Genomic DNA, 20,078 nt, shown 5'->3' with positions numbered 1-20,078 from the left:
AGAAATCGTCATGGATCTCGGCATCCGCGGAAAGAAGGCCATCGTCTGCGCTTCGAGCAAGGGGCTCGGAAAAGGCTGCGCCATGGCGCTGGCCGAGGCTGGTTGCGACGTCGTCGTCAACGGGCGCAACGCCGAGCTGGTGGCCAAAACCGCTGCGGAGCTGCGCGAGCGTTACGGCGTGACCGTCACGGAAGTCGTCGGCGACGTATCGAAGCCCGAGGTGCAGAAGGCGCTTCTCGCCGCTTGCCCCGAACCCGACATACTGGTCAACAATAATGGCGGCCCGCCGCTGCGCGATTTCCGCGAGCTCGATCGTGCCAAGATGCTCGAAGGCGTGACCCAGAACATGGTGACGCCGATCGAGCTGGTGCAGGCAGTGATCGACGGCATGGCCGTGCGCGGTTTTGGCCGCATCGTCAACATCACTTCGCTATCGGTCTATGTCCCCATCCCCGGCCTTGATCTGTCGTCCGGCGCGCGCGCCGGCCTGACCTCCTTTCTTGCCGGCGTGGCGCGCACGGTGGTCGACCGCAACGTGACCATCAATAGCCTGCTGCCCGGCAAGCTGGATACCGACCGGCTGCGCGGTCCGCACGAGGCCGGCAGCGTTGAAGACCCGGCCGCGGCAGCCGCCCGCAAGGCGCGCATCAGTGCCGACGTGCCGGCCAAGCGGCTCGGCACGCCGGAGGAATTCGGCCAGATCTGTGCCTTCCTGTGCTCGGTCCATGCCGGCTACCTGACCGGCCAGAACATACCGGTGGACGGCGGCCTCTATGTCAGCGCCTTCTGAGACCCGGTAGCGCCGGCGTCGAAGGAATTCCGCCAAGCTGTTGAAACAGATTGATTATCCCTGCTTCGTCAACGTGAATGGCGATTGCGTCATTTGGCGTCGCGAAAAACCTTGGCCGCATGCTAAGAAGGCGGCACGCAGGATCGCAGGGAGGCCCGGAATGAACGGCGAGAGCAAGAAAACGGCACGTTCGGACCTCGACGAAGCCGCGCTCTACTTCCACAAGCACCCGACGCCGGGCAAGCTCGAAATCCAGGCCACCAAGCCGCTCGGCAACCAGCGCGACCTGGCGCTCGCCTATTCGCCGGGCGTGGCGGCCCCTTGCCTCGAAATCCGCGACGATCCGGCGACCGCGGCCGACTACACGGCGCGCGCCAATCTGGTCGGCGTCGTTTCCAACGGCTCGGCCGTGCTCGGCCTGGGCAATATCGGCCCGCTCGCTTCGAAGCCGGTCATGGAAGGCAAGGCGGTCCTGTTCAAGAAATTCGCCGGCATCGACGTCTTCGACATCGAGATCGACGCGCCCGAGATCGAGCGCATGGTCGAAACGGTGGCGGCGCTGGAACCGACCTTCGGCGGCATCAACCTCGAGGACATTAAGGCGCCGGAATGCTTCGAGGTCGAAGAGCGACTGAAGGCCCGGATGGGCATACCGGTTTTCCATGACGACCAGCACGGCACCGCCATCATCGTCGCCGCCGCAGTGCTCAACGGCCTGGAATTCGCCGGCAAAACCATTGCCGACATCAAGATCGTCACTTCGGGCGCCGGCGCGGCGGCATTGGCCTGCCTCAACCTGCTGGTCTCGCTCGGCGCCAAGGTCGAGAACATCTGGGTCACCGACCGGTTCGGCGTTGCCTACAAGGGCCGCACCGACGAGATGGACCGCTGGAAAGATCCTTATGTGAAGGACACGGAGGCACGCACGCTTGCCGACGTCATATCGGGCGCCGACGTGTTCCTCGGGCTTTCGGCCGCCGGCGTGCTGAAACCGGAATTGCTCCAGCACATGGCGCCGAAGCCTTTGATCCTGGCGCTGGCCAATCCCAATCCGGAAGTCATGCCGGAAGTGGCGCGGGCGGCGCGCCCCGACGCGATGATCTGCACGGGCCGGTCCGATTTTCCAAATCAGGTCAACAACGTACTGTGTTTTCCTTACATCTTCCGCGGCGCGCTGGACTGTGGCGCCAGCGCCATCAATGAGGAGATGAAGATGGCCGCGGTGCGGGCCATCGCCGCCCTTGCCCGCGAAGAACCTTCGGATGTCGCCGCGCGCGCCTATTCCGGCGAGACGCCGGTGTTCGGACCCGAATTCCTGATCCCCTCGCCCTTCGATCCGCGGCTCATCCTGCGCATCGCCCCGGCCGTCGCCAAGGCGGCCTGCGACACCGGTGTCGCGACAAGGCCGATCAGCGACTTCTCCGCCTATATCGACAAGCTCAACCGCTTCGTCTTCCGCTCCGGCCTGGTGATGAAGCCGGTGTTCTCGTCGGCCAAGGCGTCGAGCGCCAAGCGCGTCATCTATGCCGACGGCGAGGACGAGCGCGTGCTGCGCGCCGCGCAGGTGGTTTTGGAGGAAGGCATCGCCGAGCCGATCCTGATCGGCCGTCCGCACGTCATCGAGGTGCGATTGAAGCGCTACGGACTGCGCATCAAGCCCGGCGTCGACTTCGGCCTGATCAACCCGGAGGACGATCCGCGCTACCGCCATTACGTCGACCTCCTGATCGAGCTGGCCGGCCGGCGCGGCGTGACGACGGAGGCCGCGCGCACCATGGTGCGCACCGACAACACGGTGATCGCGGCCCTCGCATTGAAGCGCGGCGACGCCGACGCCATGGTCTGCGGCCTCGAAGGGCGTTTCGAGCGGCACCTGCGCAACGTCACGCTGATCATCGGGCCACGAACCGGCATCAAGGACCGGGATCTGTCGACGCTGTCCATGCTGATCTCGCAACGCGGCATCATCTTCCTGACCGACACCCATGTTTCTGTCGACCCCACCGCCGACGAGATCGCCGAAATGACCGTGCTGGCGGCCGAGGAGATCCAGCGCTTCGGCATCGAGCCCAAGGCGGCGCTGCTGTCGCATTCGGATTTCGGCTCGCGCGATTCGCCGAGTGCGCTCAAGATGCGGCAGGCGGCGGCGATCCTGGCGCGCATCGCGCCCGAGCTGCAATGCGACGGCGAGATGCATGCCGATTCCGCGCTGTCGGAACATCTGCGCCAGCGCGTCTATCCGCATTCGCGTCTGAAGGGCGAAGCCAATCTCCTGGTGTTCCCCAACCTCGATTCCGCCAACATCACGCTGACAGCGCTCAGGACCATGATGGATGCCCTGCATGTCGGCCCGATCCTGCTCGGCACCGACAAGCCGGCGCATATCCTGACGCCCTCGGTGACTTCGCGCGGCGTCGTCAACATGACAGCGCTGGCGGTGGTCGAGGCCGCCCACAAGGCGCAAGCTGTCGTCGATCTGGGCTGAACACCAATTCGGGGGTAAACTGCGGTTTAACCACGAGCACGTAGCGTGCGGCGAACAACCAAGCAGGGTTTCGGCGGATGATGGGCAAAGGGTGGAAGCAGGCGCATCTCGCCGTGCTGCTTGGCCTGCTGCTTTCGGGCGCCGCCGTCTCCGAGCCGCAGGCCGCCTCGCGTGTCTGCCGCCAGCTCGAGACCGATCTTGCCGCGACCTCGCGCGGCAGTGGCGGTCCGGCCCTGATCCGGAAATATGACGCCGCGATCGACCGGCAACGCGAGCAGATTTCAAAGGCGCGCGGCCAGTCCAGCAGCGCCGGCTGCGGCTTCTCTCTATTCAGCCGCAATGTCAGCCAATGCGCTGGGTTCAACGCCACCATCGAGCGCATGAACGCCAATCTCGATAGCTTGCAGGCCAAGCGCGCCCGCCTCGCCGGCGGCGGTTCGCGGCGCGATCGCGCACGCATCCTGGCCGCGCTCGACACCAATGGCTGCCGCGAGGACGCGGTGGCGCCCCGCCGCGAACTCTTGCGCGAAGCGAAACGGGAACAAGGCAACGGCAATCTGTTCGACCAGCTGTTCGGCGGCGACACACGCCGGCTCGATACGCTCGACCAGTCTGACGATCCCGACGAGGAGCGCAATATCCGCCGCGTGCCGGGCCGGTCCGGCATACCGGATTTTCCGGGCGTCGGCGGCGAGTTCCGTACCACCTGCGTGCGCACCTGCGACGGCTACTTCTTTCCGATGTCGAATGCCGCCTCGGTCGGCGATTTCGAGCGCGACCAGAAGAACTGCGAATCGAGCTGTCCCGGCACCGAGATCCAGGTCTTCTATTCGCGCGGCATGGGCGACGATTCAGCCGACATGACATCGTCGGTCACCGGCCGACCCTACAGCGAACTGCCGACGGCCTATCTTTACAAGCAGCCCAACCTGTCGCGGCCGCCGGCCTGCGGCTGCAACGCCGCGCAGAACTTCCAGATCATCGGCGGCAATCCGCCAAGCCAGCAACAGTCGCGGCCGCAAACGGAGGGCGCCCCGTTCATTCCGGTGCCTGCCTCCAAACCCGATCCAGGTGCCGATCCCGAGACGCTGGCAAACGCCGCAGGCGGGCTGGACCGCGACGCCATCAAGCGGCTTGCGGTCAAACCGGTCGCATCGCCGGTCTCGACGCTGCCGCCGGAACAGCGGAAGGTCAGGGTCGTCGGGCCAACGTTCCTTCCCGACCCATCAGCGGCAATAGATCTGCAAGCTCCGGTCCCGAAGTCAGTCCGGTAAGGGCGAGCCTCAGCGGCATGAACAGCGCCTTGCCCTTGCGGCCGGTCGCTTCCCTGATCTTGGCCGTCCAGTCCTTCCAGACGGTCCCGTTCCAAGGCTCCTCGGGCAGCAGATCGATGGCCTGGTGAAGAAAATCTCGATCGGCGTCGGAAAATTCCGGCTTCTCCTGCGGCCCTTCGCGCAGGATGCGCCACCAGCCGACAGCATCGGCCAGCCTGTCGAGATTACCGCGCACAGCCAGCCAGAACGGTTCCGCCTGCTCGCCCGATATGCCGAGCACCACCAGCCGATTCTGCGCTTCGGAGAACGGCATTTGGTGCAGCAGCGTCCGGTTGAGCACGAAAAGCTCGTCCGGGTCGAACTTTGCCGCCGACTTCGAAGTCGCAGCCGGGTCGAAACGGCTGGCGAGTTCGGCCAGGTCGTGCGCGGCGGCGACATTCTCCGACGTGCCGACGAGCACGGCCAGCGATGCGACCGCCATCGGCTCGATGCCGTCCTCGCGCAGGCTTTCGATGGAGAGTGCGCCGGTGCGCTTCGACAGCCCCTCGCCCGAAACGGTGGTCAGCAGATTGTGGTGGCCGAATTCCGGCGGCTCGGCACCCAGCGCCCGGAACAGCGCGATCTGCACGCCGGTGTTGGTGACGTGGTCGTCGCCGCGGATGACATGGCTGACGCCCATCTCGATATCGTCGACGACGGATGGCAGCGTATAGAGATAGGTGCCGTCCTCGCGCACCAGCACCGGGTCCGACAGCGAGGCGAGATCGACGGTTTCCTGCCCGCGCACCAGGTCGTTCCAATGGATTTCGGTGCGCTCCGGCTGCTGCGGATCGCCGGTGAAATTGGGCAGCAGGAAGCGCCAGTGCGGCCGGCGGCCATCGGCCTGATATTCGGCGATCTGTTCCGACGTCAGCGTCAGCGCTTCGCGGCCATAGACCGGCGGCAGGCCGCGCGTACGGCGCACCTTGCGCCTGAGGTCGAGCTCCTCCGGTGTTTCATAGCAGGCATAGAGAACGCCCGCCGCCTTCAGCCGCTCGACCGCCGCGTCATAGATCTCGAAGCGACGCGACTGGTATTCGGTGGTGTCGGGAAAGATGCCAAGCCAATGCAGGTCGTAAAGGATGGCGTCGGAAAATTCCTGCTTCGAGCGCGCGACATCGGTGTCGTCGAAGCGCTGGATGAAGCGCCCCTTATGGTTCATGGCGAACAGCCAGTTGAACAGGGCGGTGCGCGCATTGCCGATATGGATGCGGCCTGTCGGTGAAGGGGCGAAACGAACGGTAACTGTCATGAGCGGGGCGTACCGGATGCTTTTGTGATTGACAAGACGCGCCCCCGTGCCGTGCCGCAGACATAGAACATGGCGCAAGCAATGAAAAGACTTGGCGGACGCGGCTCCGCCCGCGATCACATGTCCCGCGCCGCCCGCCCGTCAAGCCGCCGGCGCCTGATGGGATGGCCTCCGGGCCAGAGCCGGAGGCCATCCCCGATCAGGTGACAAGTCCCTTGGTCAATTCGAGCGCCTGGCGCTCGAACAGGCGGCGGTAGATGCCGCCCGGCAGCCGGATCAGCGCGTCATGCGAGCCTTCCTCGGCGATCTTGCCGCGATCGAAGACCAACAGCCTGTCGAGCGCCCGCACCGTCGAAAGCCGGTGCGCGATGACCAGCGTGGTGCGGCCGACCATCAGCCGCTCCATCGCCTGCTGGATCAGCACCTCCGATTCTGAATCGAGGCTCGACGTCGCCTCGTCCAGGATCAGGATGCGCGCATCGGCGAGGAACGCGCGCGCGATCGCCACGCGCTGGCGCTCGCCGCCCGACAGCTTCACGCCGCGCTCGCCGACGAGCGTGCCGTAGCCCTTCGGCAGGTTGGCGATGAAGTCGTGCGCGCTCGCCAGCTTCGCGGCGTGCTCGATCTCGGCCTGCGTGGCGCCAGGCCGGGCATAGGCGATGTTTTCGGCCAGCGAGCGGTGGAACAGGATCGGCTCCTGCTGCACGATGGCGATCTGCGCGCGCAGCGACGCCTGCGTCACCTCCGAAATGTCCTGGCCGTCGATCAGGATCCGGCCGGCGTTCACGTCATAGAGCCTCTGGATCAGCTTGACGAAAGTCGTCTTGCCCGACCCGGAATGGCCGACCAGCCCGACCCGCTCGCCCGGCGCGATATCGACCGAGAAATCGCGATAGAGCGGCGAACGGTGACTGCCATAATGGAAGGTGACGTCGTCGAAGGCGATGCCCCCTTGCGTGATGCGGATCGGTCCGGCGCCGGGCCGATCCTCGATGCCGAGCGGTTCGGACTGGAAATCGACCAGTTCCTCCATGTCGTTGATCGAGCGCTGCAGGTTGCGGATATGCGTTCCGATATCCCTGAGATAGCCTTGCAGGACGAAGAAAGAAGTCAGCACGAAGGCGACGTCGCCGGCCGTTGCCTGCCCCCACGACCACAGCATCAGCGCCAGGCCGATGACCGCCGCTCTCATCACCAGCAGCAGCACCCCTTGCGTGGTACCGTTGATGGTGCCGCGCACCCAGGTGCGCCGCGTGCGGGCACGCCATTTGGCGACGACCTTCGCAAGCCGGTTCTCCTCGCGCTCCTCGGCGCCAAACCCCTTGACCACGGCGTTGCAGCTCACCGCGTCGGCCAGCGAGCCGCCAAGGCGCGTGTCCCAGGTGTTGGCGAGCCTGGCCGCCGGCGCGACATAACCAAGCGACAGCATCGCCGTGACAGCGATGAACAGCACCGAGCCGGCGGCGACAACCGCTCCCATCAGCGGCCAGAACCAGCCCAGCAGCAGCGTCGAGCCGACGAGCATGACGATCGACGGCAGCAGCGCGATCAGGATCGTGTCGTTGAGCAGGTCCAACGCCCACATGCCGCGCGTCACCTTGCGCACGGTCGATCCGGCGAAGCTGTTGGCGTGCCAGTCGGTGGAAAAGCGCTGGACACGGTGGAAGGCGGCGGCGGCGATGTCGGCCATCATCTTCAGCGTCAGTTCGACGATCCCCATGAAGGCCAAATTGCGCAGGACGACACCCGCCAGCGCCAACGCCATCAGCATGGAAAACGCGGTCATCGCGGCATTCCAGGCGATCTCGTCGGCGCCGGCGCTGCTGGCGACGGCATCGACCAGCCGGCCGGAATAGAGCGGCGTCAGCACATCGGCCAGCGTCGACAGCAGGAAACCAGCCATGATCAGCGAAAGCCGCCAGGGCTGGCGCCGCCAGTGGGTGAAAGTAAAGCCAAGAACGCTGCGAAAGGCGCTTGCGCGCAAATCGATTCGAAAACGAGCCATGATGTCATTCGGGCGCAAAAAGCCCGATCCCGGTAAGGTCGAAAATTGAAAAAACCGCGCAAGGGGCTCAATGCCCGGGAATGCGGAGGTTCGGTTATGAATGGCCACTTGCCCGAAGGCGGCGACCGGCATCGGCAAAGGCCTGTTCTCGATCCGGCTCCGTTCCGAGGGTGAAAACCCTGCGGCGCGCCGGTCGGGACCTAGGCTTCGCGGCCTCGCATAACGATGTCAAATCCTGGCATTCGGTCCTCCCTAAAGGGAATCGCGGAGAGGCCCTTATAGAGATGCCTCATCGCATCGCCAAGGCTGGCGGTCACCAAAAACGGCATCTGGTCCAAGCACTGGGATAAATTTGCAACAACGGCAAAGGCGCTTGGTCAGCGGATCGGCTTACGATCGAGGCGCATGTACCGGCCATCGGTCGATGCCTTGAATCCCAGTCTTTCATAAACCCCATGCGCGTCGCTGGTCGATAGGCTCCAGTGCGAAACGGTGCGGAGCTCGGGGTGATCGATCAGTGCCTGCACCAGCCGCGAGCCGATGCCCTGCCCGCGATGCTGCGGCCAGACGATGATATCGGCCAGATAGGCGAACACCGTGCGGTCGGTGATCGCCCGGCCGAAGCCGACCTGTTTGCCTTCGACATAAGCGCCGACGCAGAGCGAATTCGCGAAGGCGCGGCGGTGGGTCTCGTCACTGCGCCCGCCGCCCCAATAGCTTGCCATCAACAGGTCGGATGTCGCCCTGAAGTCGATCCGTGACAGGTCGAAGCTGATTTCACACTCGGGCATCGCTACCCCTCGCCTGCGGCATGACGCGAATTTTCGGTCGGTACGGTGTCTAGCCGCGATCCCTGAACCGGTTGGTGATGGGATAGCGACGGTCGCGGCCGAAATTCTTCCTGGTGATCTTCACGCCGGGCGCCGCCTGCCGGCGCTTGTATTCGGCGACGTAGAGCAGGTGCTCGATGCGCGTCACCGTCGCCCGGTCATGGCCGCGCGCGACGATGTCGTCGACGCCCATCTCGTTCTCGACCAGGCATTCGAGGATGTCGTCCAGCACCGGATAGGGCGGCAGCGAATCCTGATCGGTCTGGTTCTCGCGCAGTTCCGCCGACGGCGCCTTGTCGATGATGTTCTTCGGGATCACCTCGCCCGACGGTCCGAGCGCGCCCGGCGGCACGTGGCTGTTGCGCCAGCGCGACAGTGCATAGACCTGCATCTTGTACAGGTCCTTGATCGGATTGAAGCCCCCATTCATGTCGCCATAGAGCGTGGCATAGCCGACCGACATCTCGCTCTTATTGCCTGTCGTAACCACCATCGAGCCGAATTTGTTGGAAATCGCCATCAGGATGGTGCCGCGCGCGCGGCTCTGCAAGTTCTCCTCGGTGATGCCTTCCTTGGTGCCTTCGAAAAGCTGCGTCAGCGCATGAAGGAAACCTTCGACCGGCTCGAAGATCGGCACGATGTCATAGCGGCAGCCGAGTGCGCGGGCACAGTCTTCAGCATCCTTAAGCGAATCCTTCGACGTATAGCGGTAAGGCATCATCACCGCGCGCAGCCGCTCCTCGCCCAGCGCATCGACGGCAAGGGCCGCGCAGATGGCCGAATCGATGCCGCCCGACAGGCCGAGCACGACGTTCTTGAAACCGTTCTTGTTGACGTAGTCGCGCAAGCCCAGCATGCAGGCGCGGTAGTCGGCCTCCTCCCGTTCGGGGATCTTCGACATCGGTCCTTCCGAACAGACCCAGTTTTCGCCTTGTCTCCTCCAGGTGGTGATGTCGACCGCCTCCTCGAACTGGCTCATCTGGAAAGCAAGCCGCTTGTCGGCACCTATGGCAAACGACGCGCCGTCGAAGATCAGCTCGTCCTGGCCGCCGAGCTGGTTTGCATAGATCATCGGCAGCCCGCATTCGATAACCTGGCGGATGACGACCTGGTGGCGCACATCGATCTTGGCGCGGTAATAGGGCGAGCCGTTCGGCACCAGCAGGATTTCCGCGCCGCTCTCGGCCAGCGTCTCGCAGACGCCGATGTCGCCCCAGATGTCCTCGCAGATCGGGATTCCCAGACGCACGCCGCGGAAATTGACGGGCCCCTGGATCTCCGGTCCGGCCTGGAAGACGCGCTTCTCGTCGAACTCGCCATAATTCGGCAGATCGACCTTATAGCGCTCGGTGATGATCTTGCCGCCATCGGCGAAGACGATCGAGTTGTGGGTGCCGGTCTTGCGCTTCAGCGGCGTGCCGATGATGACGCCGGGACCGCCATCGGCGGTGTCGGCGGCAATCTCCTGCGCGGCCCGCTCGCAGGCCTTCAGGAAGGCCGGCTTCAGCACCAGATCCTCAGGCGGATAGCCGGCGAGGAAAAGCTCGGTGTAGAGCACGAGATCGGCGCCTTGACGCGCGGCATCCGCCCTCGCCTCGCGGGCCTTGGCGAGATTGCCGGCAACGTCGCCGACTGTCGGATTGAGCTGGGCAACGGCGATGCGCAGTATGTCGGGCTTCTTGGTCATGCTGCTGACTTAGCGCGGCAAAATTCGCCCCGCAATGGCGTTTGCTTGGGCCAATTTCGACATCAGTCGTTGCCCATATAGTCGCGCAGCGCCTGCGGCGAATGGTTCTCCCCGATCGACATCGCCAGGATGCGCGAAATGTGCCGGCGCGGCAGGCCGGTATCCGCAACCCAACGGTTGACCTGGGCCTGGATCTTGTCGAGATCCTTCTTCGACGTCGGGCTTTCGGCGATATCGAGCCCGGCATCGCGAAGGGCGGCCGCCATGTCGGCCGAAATGACGAAGGCGTCCCAACCCAGCCAGCGCAGGAAATACTGGCCGGTATTGCCGCCGAGCCGGCTGCCATGCTTGCCGAGATAGGCCATCAGCCCGACCTGGTCGTCGGCGGGCCACTCGGCGAGGAATGTGCCGAAGCCGCCATGCTCTTTTGACACGCGCTCGACGAAGGCAGCGTTGTCGCGAACGGATTTGATCTTCTGCGGATTGCGCACGATGCGCTGGTCGGATGCCAGTTCATGCCAGAAATCGTCAGGCTGGAACAGCAACCGCTTCGGCTCGAAGCGCAGGAACGCCTCTTCGAATCCGGGCCATTTCTGCTCGATGACGCGCCAGACGAAACCGGCGGCGAAGACGCGCTCGGCCATCGTCGACAGGATACGGTCATCGCCGATGTCGGCCACGGCGGCGTTGTCGGGAATCGGCCCGAGCAGCGAGACCAGTTCCTCCTCGCCGCCCTTGCGCTTTGCGGCGCGAGCGCGAATTTTCATGAAGTCGACCATAAGTCCCTCCGGTTCCCATCAAATCTAGCACTTCCCGCGCGGGCCGGCAGCCTCTACGTCTATCGCCAGCCAAGCCCTTGGAGACGGCCATGAACAAGACAATCGACGATCTGGCGAACCGCTGGCTGAGACGAAAGCCGGACGGTCTCAGCGCCCTGGAGAACCGGGTGCTGCAGTCGACGCTCGAGCGCACAACGATCTCCAGGGACACCAACAAGGCCGTCGCCTTCCACCAGACCTTTGGCGACCGCCTTGCCGATAGCATCGCCCGCATTGGCGGTTCCTGGTCGTTCATCCTTGGCTTCATTGCCTTCCTGATCGTCTGGACATCAGCCAATGCCTGGCTTCTGGCGCGCGACGCCTTCGACCCCTACCCGTTCATCTTCCTCAATCTCGTCCTGTCCATGGTCGCGGCGCTGCAGGCGCCGGTGATCATGATGGCGCAGAACCGCCAGACCGAGCGCGACCGCATCGATGCCGCCCACGACTACGAGGTCAATCTGAAGGCCGAGATCGAGATCATGGCGCTGCATGAAAAGCTGGACGAAATGCGCCACGGCCAGATCATCGGCATGCGCGACGAGATCGTGCGGCTGACCGAACTGGTCAAGCGGATCGACGAGAGGCTGTCGCAGCAATCGCCGTCATGAGCGACGCGATCCATCATTTCATCGAACAATACGGGCTGATCGCCGTTTTTCTGGGCTGTGTCGCCGAGGGCGAGAGTGCCGCCATACTCGGCGGCTTCTTCGCCCATCAGCATATCTTCGTCCTCTGGCAGACTGTCGTCGTGGCAGCGCTTGGGGCCTTCGCCGGCGACACCTGCTTCTTCATCCTGGGGAGAAGTTTCGCGGACCATCGCTATGTCGTCGGGTTGCGCAAGCGGCCCGGCTTCCGCCGCGCCTATCGTCTGCTCAACACCCATCCCAACATCTTCGTGCTGTCGAACCGCTACGTCTATGGCATGCGCCTGGTCGGTGGCATCGCGGCCGGCCTGTCGAACATCGCAGCACCCCGCTTCATCGTCTTGAACGCCATTTCCTCGGCGGTCTGGGCGGTGCTGTTCAGCACCATCGGCTATGTCTTCGGGTTGGGCGCCGAGCATTTCATCGGCCAGGCGCTGCTTCGCCATGAGCGGATATTGGTGGGCCTGGCTATCGGCCTGGCCGTGGCCGTACTCGCCTGGCTCATCGCCCGCCATTTCGCCCGAAAGGAACGTGCCAGGGAAAACTGACCGCCGGCCGGCGGTCGAAAGCTCAGATCGGCAGCCCGACGATACGCTCGATGATCGCGATGCCCCAGACGCCGGCGACGATCGCCACGGAGATCAGTACCGCCAGCGAACCGCAGTCCTTGGCCAGCTGGATGTCGACATTGAATTCGCGGCTAAAGGCATCGCAGGCCGCTTCGATGCCGGTGTTCAGCACCTCGACCATGATCAGGAGCAGCACCGCGCCGATCAGCAGCGCGTAGCCGCGCCACGACACCGAAACGAACCAGCCGATCGGAAGGGCAAGGGCGAGCAGCGCCAGCTCCTGCTGGAAAGCTTTTTCAGTTGCAGCCAGCTTGCGGAACGCCCGCAGCGAGTTGAAATAAGCGTCGATCAGCCGCTGCATGCCAAACCCCTTTGCGAATCACCGGCACGGGATAAAGCAATGGCCCGATCAATGGAATAAGCTGGCTCGCCCAAAATTCATTCGTCGGCGACCTTCACCGATGGGGTCGACTTCTCGAATTGAGGCAGCGCGTCGTCGATCGAATAATAATCGCCCTTGTCACCCACGAATATGTGGCATTGGCCCTTGAGGCCTGTCGGTTCATCGAACGATCCCGCCAGAACCGAAACATAGGCGTCGTCCCGCGGTTTCCAGAAAAGCAGCGATCCGCATGTCTTGCAAAAACCGCGCCCGGCGAAGGCGGACGCCTCATACCAGGTGATGTTGTCGGCGCCGTCGATATCGATATTGGCGTCCGGGACATTGGTTGCGGCATAGAAATGTCCACTCTGCTTGCGACATTGCGAGCAATGGCAATAGATGACGCCGCGCAACGGCCCTCGTGTCCTGAAGCGAACCGCTCCGCAGAGACACGATCCCGTATGATTTTCACTCATCGCACCATCCCAAAAGAAATCGCTGCTGACAGGATCCCAGCTTTTCGGTGGCTGCGCGCAAGAAAATGCGACATGCATTTGGCGCGCTCGGGAATTGTTTGTTCACGGATGAAGGCGTGTAAAGCCGGAATCAGCGAAAAACAGGCCGGATTCAGCGGATTAAGGAAACTTTAGCGCTGCTGCATCTATGATCCTCGCAAGCGAAAGTCGTGAGTGGGGACGCGCCTTCTTCGCAAGATGGACTGGAATGGCCAGCGTTCCCCAGGTCGGCGACATTGGATGCCTGCGAATGCCGCAGCGTGTTCCCGGGGAAGAGTGAACAGAACATGCAGCCGGCAGCCGCCCAGAGCGAACGAAGCACCGATATTGCGAGCACTGTCCTGGCCACAATGCGCCAGCTCGGCGTGCTCGGCCTGCCACGCAACTACGAGATCTTCTACGAGGCCTTGAGCGGATCCAATCGCGAGCTCAGCCTTGCCGTCGTGTCGCTGAGCGGCCGACCGACACAGGACGACATCGACCAGATCGGACGCGCCTTCTTTGCCCAGAACCATGGCTCCGGCATCGTCGAGCATGCCAGGGAAGTCATCGCCAACGAACTCGAGGACATCGCTTCGCTGCTGAGGAGCGAGCGCAGCCACATCGAGAAATACGGCAGGATCCTCAACGAAACGTCGAGCGGACTCGGCAGAAACAGCCTGCTGTCGCCGGATGTTCTGCAGAAGATCGTCAACGCCATGGCGGTCGCCACCCATTCGACGATCGATCATGGCCGGCAAGTTGCCTCGACGCTCAGCGACAAGACCGCGGAACTGGAAAGCGTCAAGTCGAAGCTCGAGGAATACAAGCGCCTGGCCGACACCGACCCCCTGACGCAAATCTGGAACCGTCGCGCCTTCGACAAGGAAATCACCAGGATCTACAACAGCAACAAAGGCATCCTGTTCAATGCATTGATCCTCGCCGACATCGATCGGTTCAAGGACATCAACGACAGGTACGGCCATCCCGTCGGCGACAAGATCCTCCAGATCATCGCCGATATATTCCAGACCAGCATTCGCGCCGACATGTTCGTCGCCCGCACCGGCGGCGAGGAATTCGCGCTGATCGTCGAGGGCGCAAGCGAGGACGCCACCTACGAAATCGCCGAACGCATTCGCGCGCTGATCGAGCAGTCGCCTTTCACCAGCAGCCAGACCGGCATGAATTACGGCACCGTCACCGTCTCGATGGGAATCTGCATGGCATCCGAAGCCGAGGGCCCTGAAGACCTCTACAGCAAGGCAGACCGGGCGCTTTACCGCTCAAAGGTCAGCGGCCGTAACCGCGTGACCAGGCATTCGGCAATGGCGGGCCGCGCCGGCAAGAGCTGGCTGCTCTACAAGCAAGACTGATTTTTCGGCAGGAAGCGCTTTTCCTGTGAACTGCTTTGGACGGGTCAGCCGTTGGCGACCTGCTTGTGTTGCACCGGGTGGCTTTTCTTGAGCAGGTCCGACACCAGGAACGCCAGTTCGATGGCCTGGTCGGCATTGAGGCGCGGGTCGCAATGGGTGTGATAGCGGTCCTGCAATTCCTCGGCGGTGATGGCGCGGGCGCCGCCGGTGCATTCAGTCACGTTCTTGCCGGTCATCTCGACATGGATGCCGCCCGGATGCGTGCCTTCGGCGCGGTGCACCTCGAAGAACGTCTGCACCTCCTTCAGGATGCGGTCGAACGGCCGCGTCTTGTAGCCGGCCGCCTCGATCGTGTTGCCGTGCATCGGGTCTGACGACCAGACGACGCTGCGGCCTTCCTTCTGCACCGCCCGCACCAGCTTCGGCAGATGCTCGGCGACCTTGTCGGAACCGAAGCGCGCGATCAGCGTCAGCCTGCCTGGCTCGTTCTCGGGGTTGAGCAGGTCGATCAGTTCCAGCAAGCCGTCCGGCGTCAGCGACGGGCCGCATTTCAGGCCGAGCGGGTTCTTGATGCCGCGGCAATATTCGACATGCGCATGGTCCGGCTGGCGGGTGCGGTCGCCGATCCAGATCATGTGGCCAGACGTCGCGTACCAGTCGCCGGAGGTGGAATCGACACGCGTCAGCGCTTCCTCATAGCCGAGCAGCAGCGCCTCATGGCTGGTATAGAAATCAGTCTCGCGCAGCGCGAAATTGGTTTCGGAGGTGATGCCGACCGCGCGCATGAAATCCATCGTCTCGGTGATGCGATTGGCGAGCGACTCGTATTTTTCGGCCTGCGGGCTGTCGGAGACGAAACCGAGCATCCAGCGATGCACATTCTCCAGGCTGGCGTAGCCGCCCTGCGCGAAGGCGCGCAAAAGATTGAGCGTTGCCGCCGACTGACGGTACGCCATTTCCTGGCGGGCAGGATCGGGAATGCGCGACTTGAGGTCGAATTCGATGCCATTGATGATGTCGCCGCGATAGCTCGGCAGCGTCACCTCGCCCTTGGTCTCGTTGTCGGACGAGCGCGGCTTGGCGAACTGGCCCGCAACGCGGCCGATCTTCACCACCGGCTGCGCACCGGCGAAGGTCAGCACCACCGACATTTGCAGGAACACGCGGAAGAAGTCGCGGATGTTGTCCGCGCCATGTTCGGCAAAGCTTTCGGCGCAATCGCCGCCCTGGAGCAGGAATGCCTCGCCGGCAGCGACGCTGGCCAGTTGCTTCTTCAGCTTGCGCGCCTCGCCGGCAAAAACCAGCGGCGGAAAGGTGGCGAGCTGGGCCTCCGTGTTCTTCAGCGCGGCAAGGTCCGGATAAGCAGGGACCTGCTTGATCGGCTTTGCCCTCCACGAATTCGGCGACCATTTCGTCATCGCTGCACCCAACGCTCTTTCCGGCAAGCACCCTCGCCCGCCATTTCCAGCCCCCATGTGGGGTGGCGGCTCCATACACGAAGCCGATTTCCTATTCTAGACCGGAATTTCAGCGCTGGCGAATGGGCCGGGCTGGCTACGCCGCCTTCTCTACCAGCCGCGCCAGTTGCGTCATGACGACAGCCGAGCCCGCCAAACGCTTTTCCGCCGTTGGCCAGTCGCGGGTGAAGACGACACTTTGGTCCGGCCGGATCTTTGCCAGCGAGCCTTGCTCGCCGATAAATTTGACCAGTCCGACCGGGTTGGAAAACTCGCGCTTGCGGAAATGGATGACCACGCCCTTCGGCCCGGCATCGAGCTTCTCGACATTGGCCTTGCGGCAGAGGGCTTTGATGAAGACGATCTTGAGCAGATGCTTCACCTCCTCCGGCAGCGGGCCGAAACGGTCGATCAGCTCGGCGCCGAAAGCATCGATTTCCTCGGTGCTCTCGAGGTCGCCGAGGCGCCGATAGAGCGCCAGCCTGAGCTGCAGGTCCGGCACATAGCTCTCCGGGATCATCACCGCCGTGCCGACGGCGATCTGCGGCGACCAGCCGCCATCCAGCACCTCGCCGGAATCCTTCACCTCCGCGACCGCCTCCTCCAGCATCTGCTGGTAGAGCTCGAAGCCGACTTCCTTGATGTGGCCGGATTGCTCTTCGCCGAGCAGATTGCCTGCGCCTCTGATGTCGAGGTCGTGGCTGGCGAGCTGGAAGCCGGCGCCCAGCGTGTCGAGCGACTGCAGCACTTTCAGCCGACGTTCGGCGGTGTCGGTCAGCTTGCGGTTGGCCGGCAGTGTGAACAGTGCGTAGGCGCGCACCTTCGAGCGCCCGACACGGCCGCGCAACTGATAGAGCTGCGACAGGCCGAACATGTCGGCGCGATGGACGATCAGCGTGTTGGCGGTCGGGATGTCGAGGCCGGATTCGACGATGGTGGTCGACAAGAGAACGTCGTACTGGCCGTCGTAGAAGGCGTTCATGATGTCGTCGAGTTCGCCCGGCGGCATCTGGCCATGGGCCACCGCCACCTTCAGTTCCGGCACGGATTGGTTCAGGAAATCATGGATTTCCGCCAGATCGCTGATGCGCGGCACGACATAGAAGGAATGGCCGCCGCGATAACGCTCGCGCAACAACGTCTCGCGAATGACCAGCGGATCGAAGGGCGAGATGAAGGTGCGCACCGCCATGCGGTCGACCGGCGGCGTGGCGATCAGCGACAGTTCGCGCACGCCGGTCAATGCCAGTTGCAGCGTGCGCGGGATAGGCGTCGCCGACAGCGTCAGCACGTGGACGTCGGTCTTCAGGTCCTTCAGCCGTTCCTTGTGCTTGACGCCAAAATGCTGCTCTTCATCGATGATCAGTAGGCCGAGATTCTTGAACGAGATCGCGCTGCCGAGCAGCGCGTGGGTGCCGACCACGATATCCACCGTCCCTTCGGCAATGCCCTTCTTGGTCTCTGCCAGATCCTTTGCGCCGACCAGCCGCGATGCCTGGGCGACGCGGATCGGCAGGCCGGAAAAGCGCTGCGAGAAGGTCTTGAAATGCTGGCGGGACAACAGGGTTGTCGGCACGACGACCGCCACCTGGAACCCTTCCATCGCCGCGATGAAGGCGGCGCGCAGCGCCACCTCGGTCTTGCCGAAACCGACATCGCCGCAGATCAGCCGGTCCATCGGCTTGCCGGCCGCCAGATCGTCCCTGACGGAATCGATCGCCGTCTGCTGGTCATCGGTCTCCTCATAAGGGAAGCGCGCGGCGAACTCGCCATAGAGGCCTTCCGCCGGCACCAGCGGGGGTGCAGCGCGCATCTGCCGTTCGGCGGCGATGCGGATCAACTGCCCGGCCATGTCGAGCAGGCGTTTCTTCAGCCGCGCCTTGCGCGATTGCCAGGCGCCGCCGCCGAGTTTGTCGAGTGTCGCCTCGGCTGTATCGGAACCGTAGCGCGACAGGAGCTCGATGTTTTCCACCGGCAGGAACAGCCGGTCGTCGCCGGCATAGTGGATTTCCAGGCAATCATGCGGCGCCCCGACGGCTTCGATTGTGCGCAGGCCGATGAAGCGGCCAATGCCGTGGTCGGCATGGACGACGATGTCGCCAGCCGACAGGGCCGAGGCTTCGGCAATGAAGTCGGACGCGCGCTTCTTGCGCTTGGAGCGCCGGATCAGCCGGTCGCCCAAAATGTCCTGTTCGGCGACGACGACCAGTCTTTCGGTCTCGAAACCGGATTCCAGCGGCAGCACGGCCAATGCCGCCTGCCCCGGCTCGAGTTTCTCCGCCTCCGCCAAGGTCGCCACCGGCGCAAGATTGCCCAGACGATGTTCGGCGAGAATTTGGCCGAGCCGGTCGAGCGAGCCCTCGGTCCAGCCGGCGACAATGACGCGGCGGCGTGCCGCGCGTTCGTCGGCGATGTGCTTCACCGCCACGTCGAAGACATTGACGTTGGGGTCGGCGCGCTCTTCCGCGAAGCTGCGGCCATGGCGCGAGCCGGCGTGGAAGACCTTTCTTGCTCCCGCATCCGGTGCGTCGAAGGCGGTGAAGTCGATCGCTTCGCGCGGTCCGAGAGAAGCGACGAGATTTTCCGGCGAGAGGTAAAGCAGGTCCGGCGCCACCGGCTTGTAGGGCACCGCGTCCTTCAGCGCACCTTCGGCCTGCTTTTTGCGCGCCTCGTAGTGATCGAGGATCAGCGTGTGGCGTTCGGCAAGCGCTTCATGCGCCAGATGGTCGAAAACGACAGGCGTGTCCGGCAGATAGTCGAACACGGTCTCCAACCGCTCGTAGAAGAACGGCAGCCAATGTTCCATGCCCGCGAAGCGCCGGCCTTCGCTGACCGCGGCGTAAAGCCCATCGTCCCGCGACGGCGCGCCGAACGCTTCGATATAGGCGCGGCGGAAGCGGCTGATCGTCTCGGGCGTCAGCGCCACCTCGCTCATCGCCTGCAGCGCCATGGACTTGCGCTGCCCGGTGGTGCGCTGCGTGGCCACGTCGAAGACGCGGATCGATTCCAGCGTATCGCCGAAAAAATCCAGCCTCAGCGCCTCGGTCCAGCCAGGCGCGAACAGGTCAAGGATGCCGCCGCGCACGGCGAACTCGCCGATGCCGCGCACCGTCGGCACCCGCTCGAAGCCCGATGTCTCCAGCCGCGACACCAGCGCGTTCATATCGATCTGGTTGCCAGGTTTGGCGTGAAAGGTCTGCGCCTCGATGAGATCCGCGGGCGGAATGCGCTGGAGCAGCGCATTGGCGGTGGTGAGAATGACGGCGCGATGCGGCTTCCTCGCCAGCGCGATCATGGCGGCGAGCGCGTCGAGCCGCCGGGCGGCCGCATCCGAGCCGAGCGAGACGCGGTCATAGGGCAGGCAGTCCCAGGCGGGCAGTTCCAGCACGGGCAGGCCGGGAGCGGCAAAGGCCAGCGCCTCTGTGATTGCCGGCAGGCGCTGCCCGTCGCGCGCCACGAACAGCACCGGCTTGTCGGGCGCGATCTCGCGCGCCGCCTGCACCAGCGCGAAGGCTTCATAGCCGTCGGCGACGCCGTCGACGATGAACTGGCCGGCACGGCCTTTCGGCAAGCCGATGGTGGGAATGAGGCTCATGGAAGCGTTCTTCAAAAGGTCATTGTCCGGCGTGAAGCCATGATTTTTTGCAGGACCGCACAATCAATTTCGGCGGGAACAGGACGTTCGCCGGTGATCAAGGGCAGGAACTCGGTGTCGGGAATATCGAGGAGCTTTTCATATTGGTCGATTTCATCGCCGGTCAAGGCGCCGATCTCAGCATCGGCGAAGGTGCCAAGGATAAGGTCCATCTCGCGCATGCCGCGGTGCCAGGAGCGAAACAAGAGCTTGCGGCGGCGGGCGTCGAGCCCCTCGCTTGATCGTTTCGTTCCCGTCATTGTGCCGCATCCTCGCTTGCTGCGGCGCATATAGCGTGGATAGAAGAGGCTGTCAGCCTTGCGCTGCAGCCGTCGC

17 protein-coding genes are annotated in these 20,078 nt (G+C 63.8%); 7 read left to right on the top strand and 10 right to left on the bottom strand.

Annotation, left to right across the window (positions count from 1 at the left end):
* The first annotated feature begins 10 nt into the window (after positions 1–10).
* From LB545_RS23115 to LB545_RS23105, 3 genes are all read left to right on the top strand, one after another.
* Positions 11–790, top strand: coding sequence for an SDR family oxidoreductase (locus LB545_RS23115; protein ID WP_140560907.1), 780 nt, complete (start codon positions 11–13; stop codon positions 788–790).
* A 160-nt stretch (positions 791–950) separates the two neighbouring features.
* Positions 951–3,275, top strand: coding sequence for an NADP-dependent malic enzyme (locus tag LB545_RS23110; RefSeq protein WP_224705898.1), 2,325 nt, complete (start codon positions 951–953; stop codon positions 3,273–3,275).
* A gap of 77 nt (positions 3,276–3,352) precedes the next feature.
* Positions 3,353–4,549: a DUF2865 domain-containing protein gene (locus LB545_RS23105; RefSeq protein ID WP_140525386.1), complete on the top strand. Its 1,197-nt coding sequence runs from the start codon at positions 3,353–3,355 to the stop codon at positions 4,547–4,549.
* On the opposite strand, the gene gltX is transcribed toward LB545_RS23105, so the two are convergent.
* Both gltX and LB545_RS23095 read right to left on the bottom strand, forming a co-directional pair.
* On the bottom strand, positions 4,467–5,840 hold the full coding sequence (gene gltX / locus LB545_RS23100) for a glutamate--tRNA ligase (protein WP_140525387.1): 1,374 nt from the start codon (positions 5,838–5,840) through the stop codon (positions 4,467–4,469). The two genes, LB545_RS23105 and gltX, sit on opposite strands and share 83 nt — an antisense overlap.
* A 199-nt stretch (positions 5,841–6,039) precedes the next feature.
* A complete protein-coding gene (locus LB545_RS23095; RefSeq protein WP_224518947.1) occupies positions 6,040–7,743 on the bottom strand; it encodes an ABC transporter ATP-binding protein in 1,704 nt (567 codons plus the stop codon).
* On the opposite strand from LB545_RS23095, the gene LB545_RS23090 reads away from it, so the two are divergent.
* Positions 7,742–7,894 carry a hypothetical protein gene (locus tag LB545_RS23090; protein WP_224518946.1) on the top strand — a complete coding sequence of 51 codons (153 nt, stop codon included), beginning with the start codon at positions 7,742–7,744 and terminating at the stop codon, positions 7,892–7,894. The two genes, LB545_RS23095 and LB545_RS23090, sit on opposite strands and share 2 nt — an antisense overlap.
* A gap of 328 nt (positions 7,895–8,222) precedes the next feature.
* Here LB545_RS23090 and LB545_RS23085 read toward each other — a convergent pair whose 3' ends face one another.
* From LB545_RS23085 to LB545_RS23075, 3 genes are all read right to left on the bottom strand, one after another.
* Positions 8,223–8,636 carry a GNAT family N-acetyltransferase gene (locus LB545_RS23085; RefSeq protein ID WP_140525389.1) on the bottom strand — a complete coding sequence of 138 codons (414 nt, stop codon included), beginning with the start codon at positions 8,634–8,636 and terminating at the stop codon, positions 8,223–8,225.
* Positions 8,637–8,685: 49 nt separating this feature from the next.
* A complete protein-coding gene (locus tag LB545_RS23080; protein ID WP_140525390.1) occupies positions 8,686–10,362 on the bottom strand; it encodes an NAD+ synthase in 1,677 nt (558 codons plus the stop codon).
* Between the two features lie 62 nt (positions 10,363–10,424).
* Positions 10,425–11,141 carry a DNA-3-methyladenine glycosylase I gene (locus LB545_RS23075; RefSeq protein WP_140560905.1) on the bottom strand — a complete coding sequence of 239 codons (717 nt, stop codon included), beginning with the start codon at positions 11,139–11,141 and terminating at the stop codon, positions 10,425–10,427.
* An 89-nt stretch (positions 11,142–11,230) separates the two neighbouring features.
* Between LB545_RS23075 and LB545_RS23070 the strand changes: the two genes are divergently transcribed.
* Positions 11,231–11,791, top strand: a complete 561-nt coding sequence (locus LB545_RS23070) for a DUF1003 domain-containing protein (protein ID WP_140498947.1) — start codon at positions 11,231–11,233, stop codon at positions 11,789–11,791.
* Positions 11,788–12,375 (top strand): DedA family protein, encoded by a 588-nt coding sequence (locus LB545_RS23065; RefSeq protein ID WP_140498949.1) that lies wholly within the window; start codon positions 11,788–11,790, stop codon positions 12,373–12,375. Before LB545_RS23070 ends, LB545_RS23065 begins: the two co-directional genes overlap by 4 nt.
* 22 nt (positions 12,376–12,397) lie before the next feature.
* On the opposite strand, the gene LB545_RS23060 is transcribed toward LB545_RS23065, so the two are convergent.
* Together LB545_RS23060 and LB545_RS23055 are read right to left on the bottom strand one after the other, a co-directional pair.
* Positions 12,398–12,757, bottom strand: a complete 360-nt coding sequence (locus tag LB545_RS23060) for a diacylglycerol kinase (RefSeq protein ID WP_140557810.1) — start codon at positions 12,755–12,757, stop codon at positions 12,398–12,400.
* Between the two features lie 77 nt (positions 12,758–12,834).
* Positions 12,835–13,254, bottom strand: a complete 420-nt coding sequence (locus LB545_RS23055) for a GFA family protein (protein WP_140560904.1) — start codon at positions 13,252–13,254, stop codon at positions 12,835–12,837.
* A gap of 326 nt (positions 13,255–13,580) precedes the next feature.
* Here LB545_RS23055 and LB545_RS23050 point away from each other — a divergent pair, with 326 nt between their 5' ends.
* The gene (locus tag LB545_RS23050; RefSeq protein ID WP_140564471.1) at positions 13,581–14,651 is read left to right on the top strand and encodes a GGDEF domain-containing protein; all 1,071 of its coding nucleotides are present in this window, start codon (positions 13,581–13,583) and stop codon (positions 14,649–14,651) included.
* Between the two features lie 44 nt (positions 14,652–14,695).
* On the opposite strand, the gene LB545_RS23045 is transcribed toward LB545_RS23050, so the two are convergent.
* The 3 genes from LB545_RS23045 to LB545_RS23035 all read right to left on the bottom strand — a co-directional run bounded on the left by LB545_RS23045 (position 14,696) and on the right by LB545_RS23035 (position 20,002).
* Positions 14,696–16,069 (bottom strand): class II 3-deoxy-7-phosphoheptulonate synthase, encoded by a 1,374-nt coding sequence (locus LB545_RS23045; protein WP_140515265.1) that lies wholly within the window; start codon positions 16,067–16,069, stop codon positions 14,696–14,698.
* A 136-nt stretch (positions 16,070–16,205) separates the two neighbouring features.
* Entirely contained in the window at positions 16,206–19,703 is a 3,498-nt protein-coding gene (mfd, locus tag LB545_RS23040) for a transcription-repair coupling factor (protein ID WP_224705897.1), read from the bottom strand.
* Between the two features lie 11 nt (positions 19,704–19,714).
* The gene (locus LB545_RS23035; RefSeq protein WP_140498959.1) at positions 19,715–20,002 is read right to left on the bottom strand and encodes a succinate dehydrogenase assembly factor 2; all 288 of its coding nucleotides are present in this window, start codon (positions 20,000–20,002) and stop codon (positions 19,715–19,717) included.
* Positions 20,003–20,078: the final 76 nt, after the last annotated feature.

This window comes from Mesorhizobium sp. BR1-1-6 (genome assembly GCF_020165355.1).
GTDB lineage: Bacteria > Pseudomonadota > Alphaproteobacteria > Rhizobiales > Rhizobiaceae > Mesorhizobium.
This window is presented reverse-complemented; position numbering and strand designations above follow the sequence as displayed.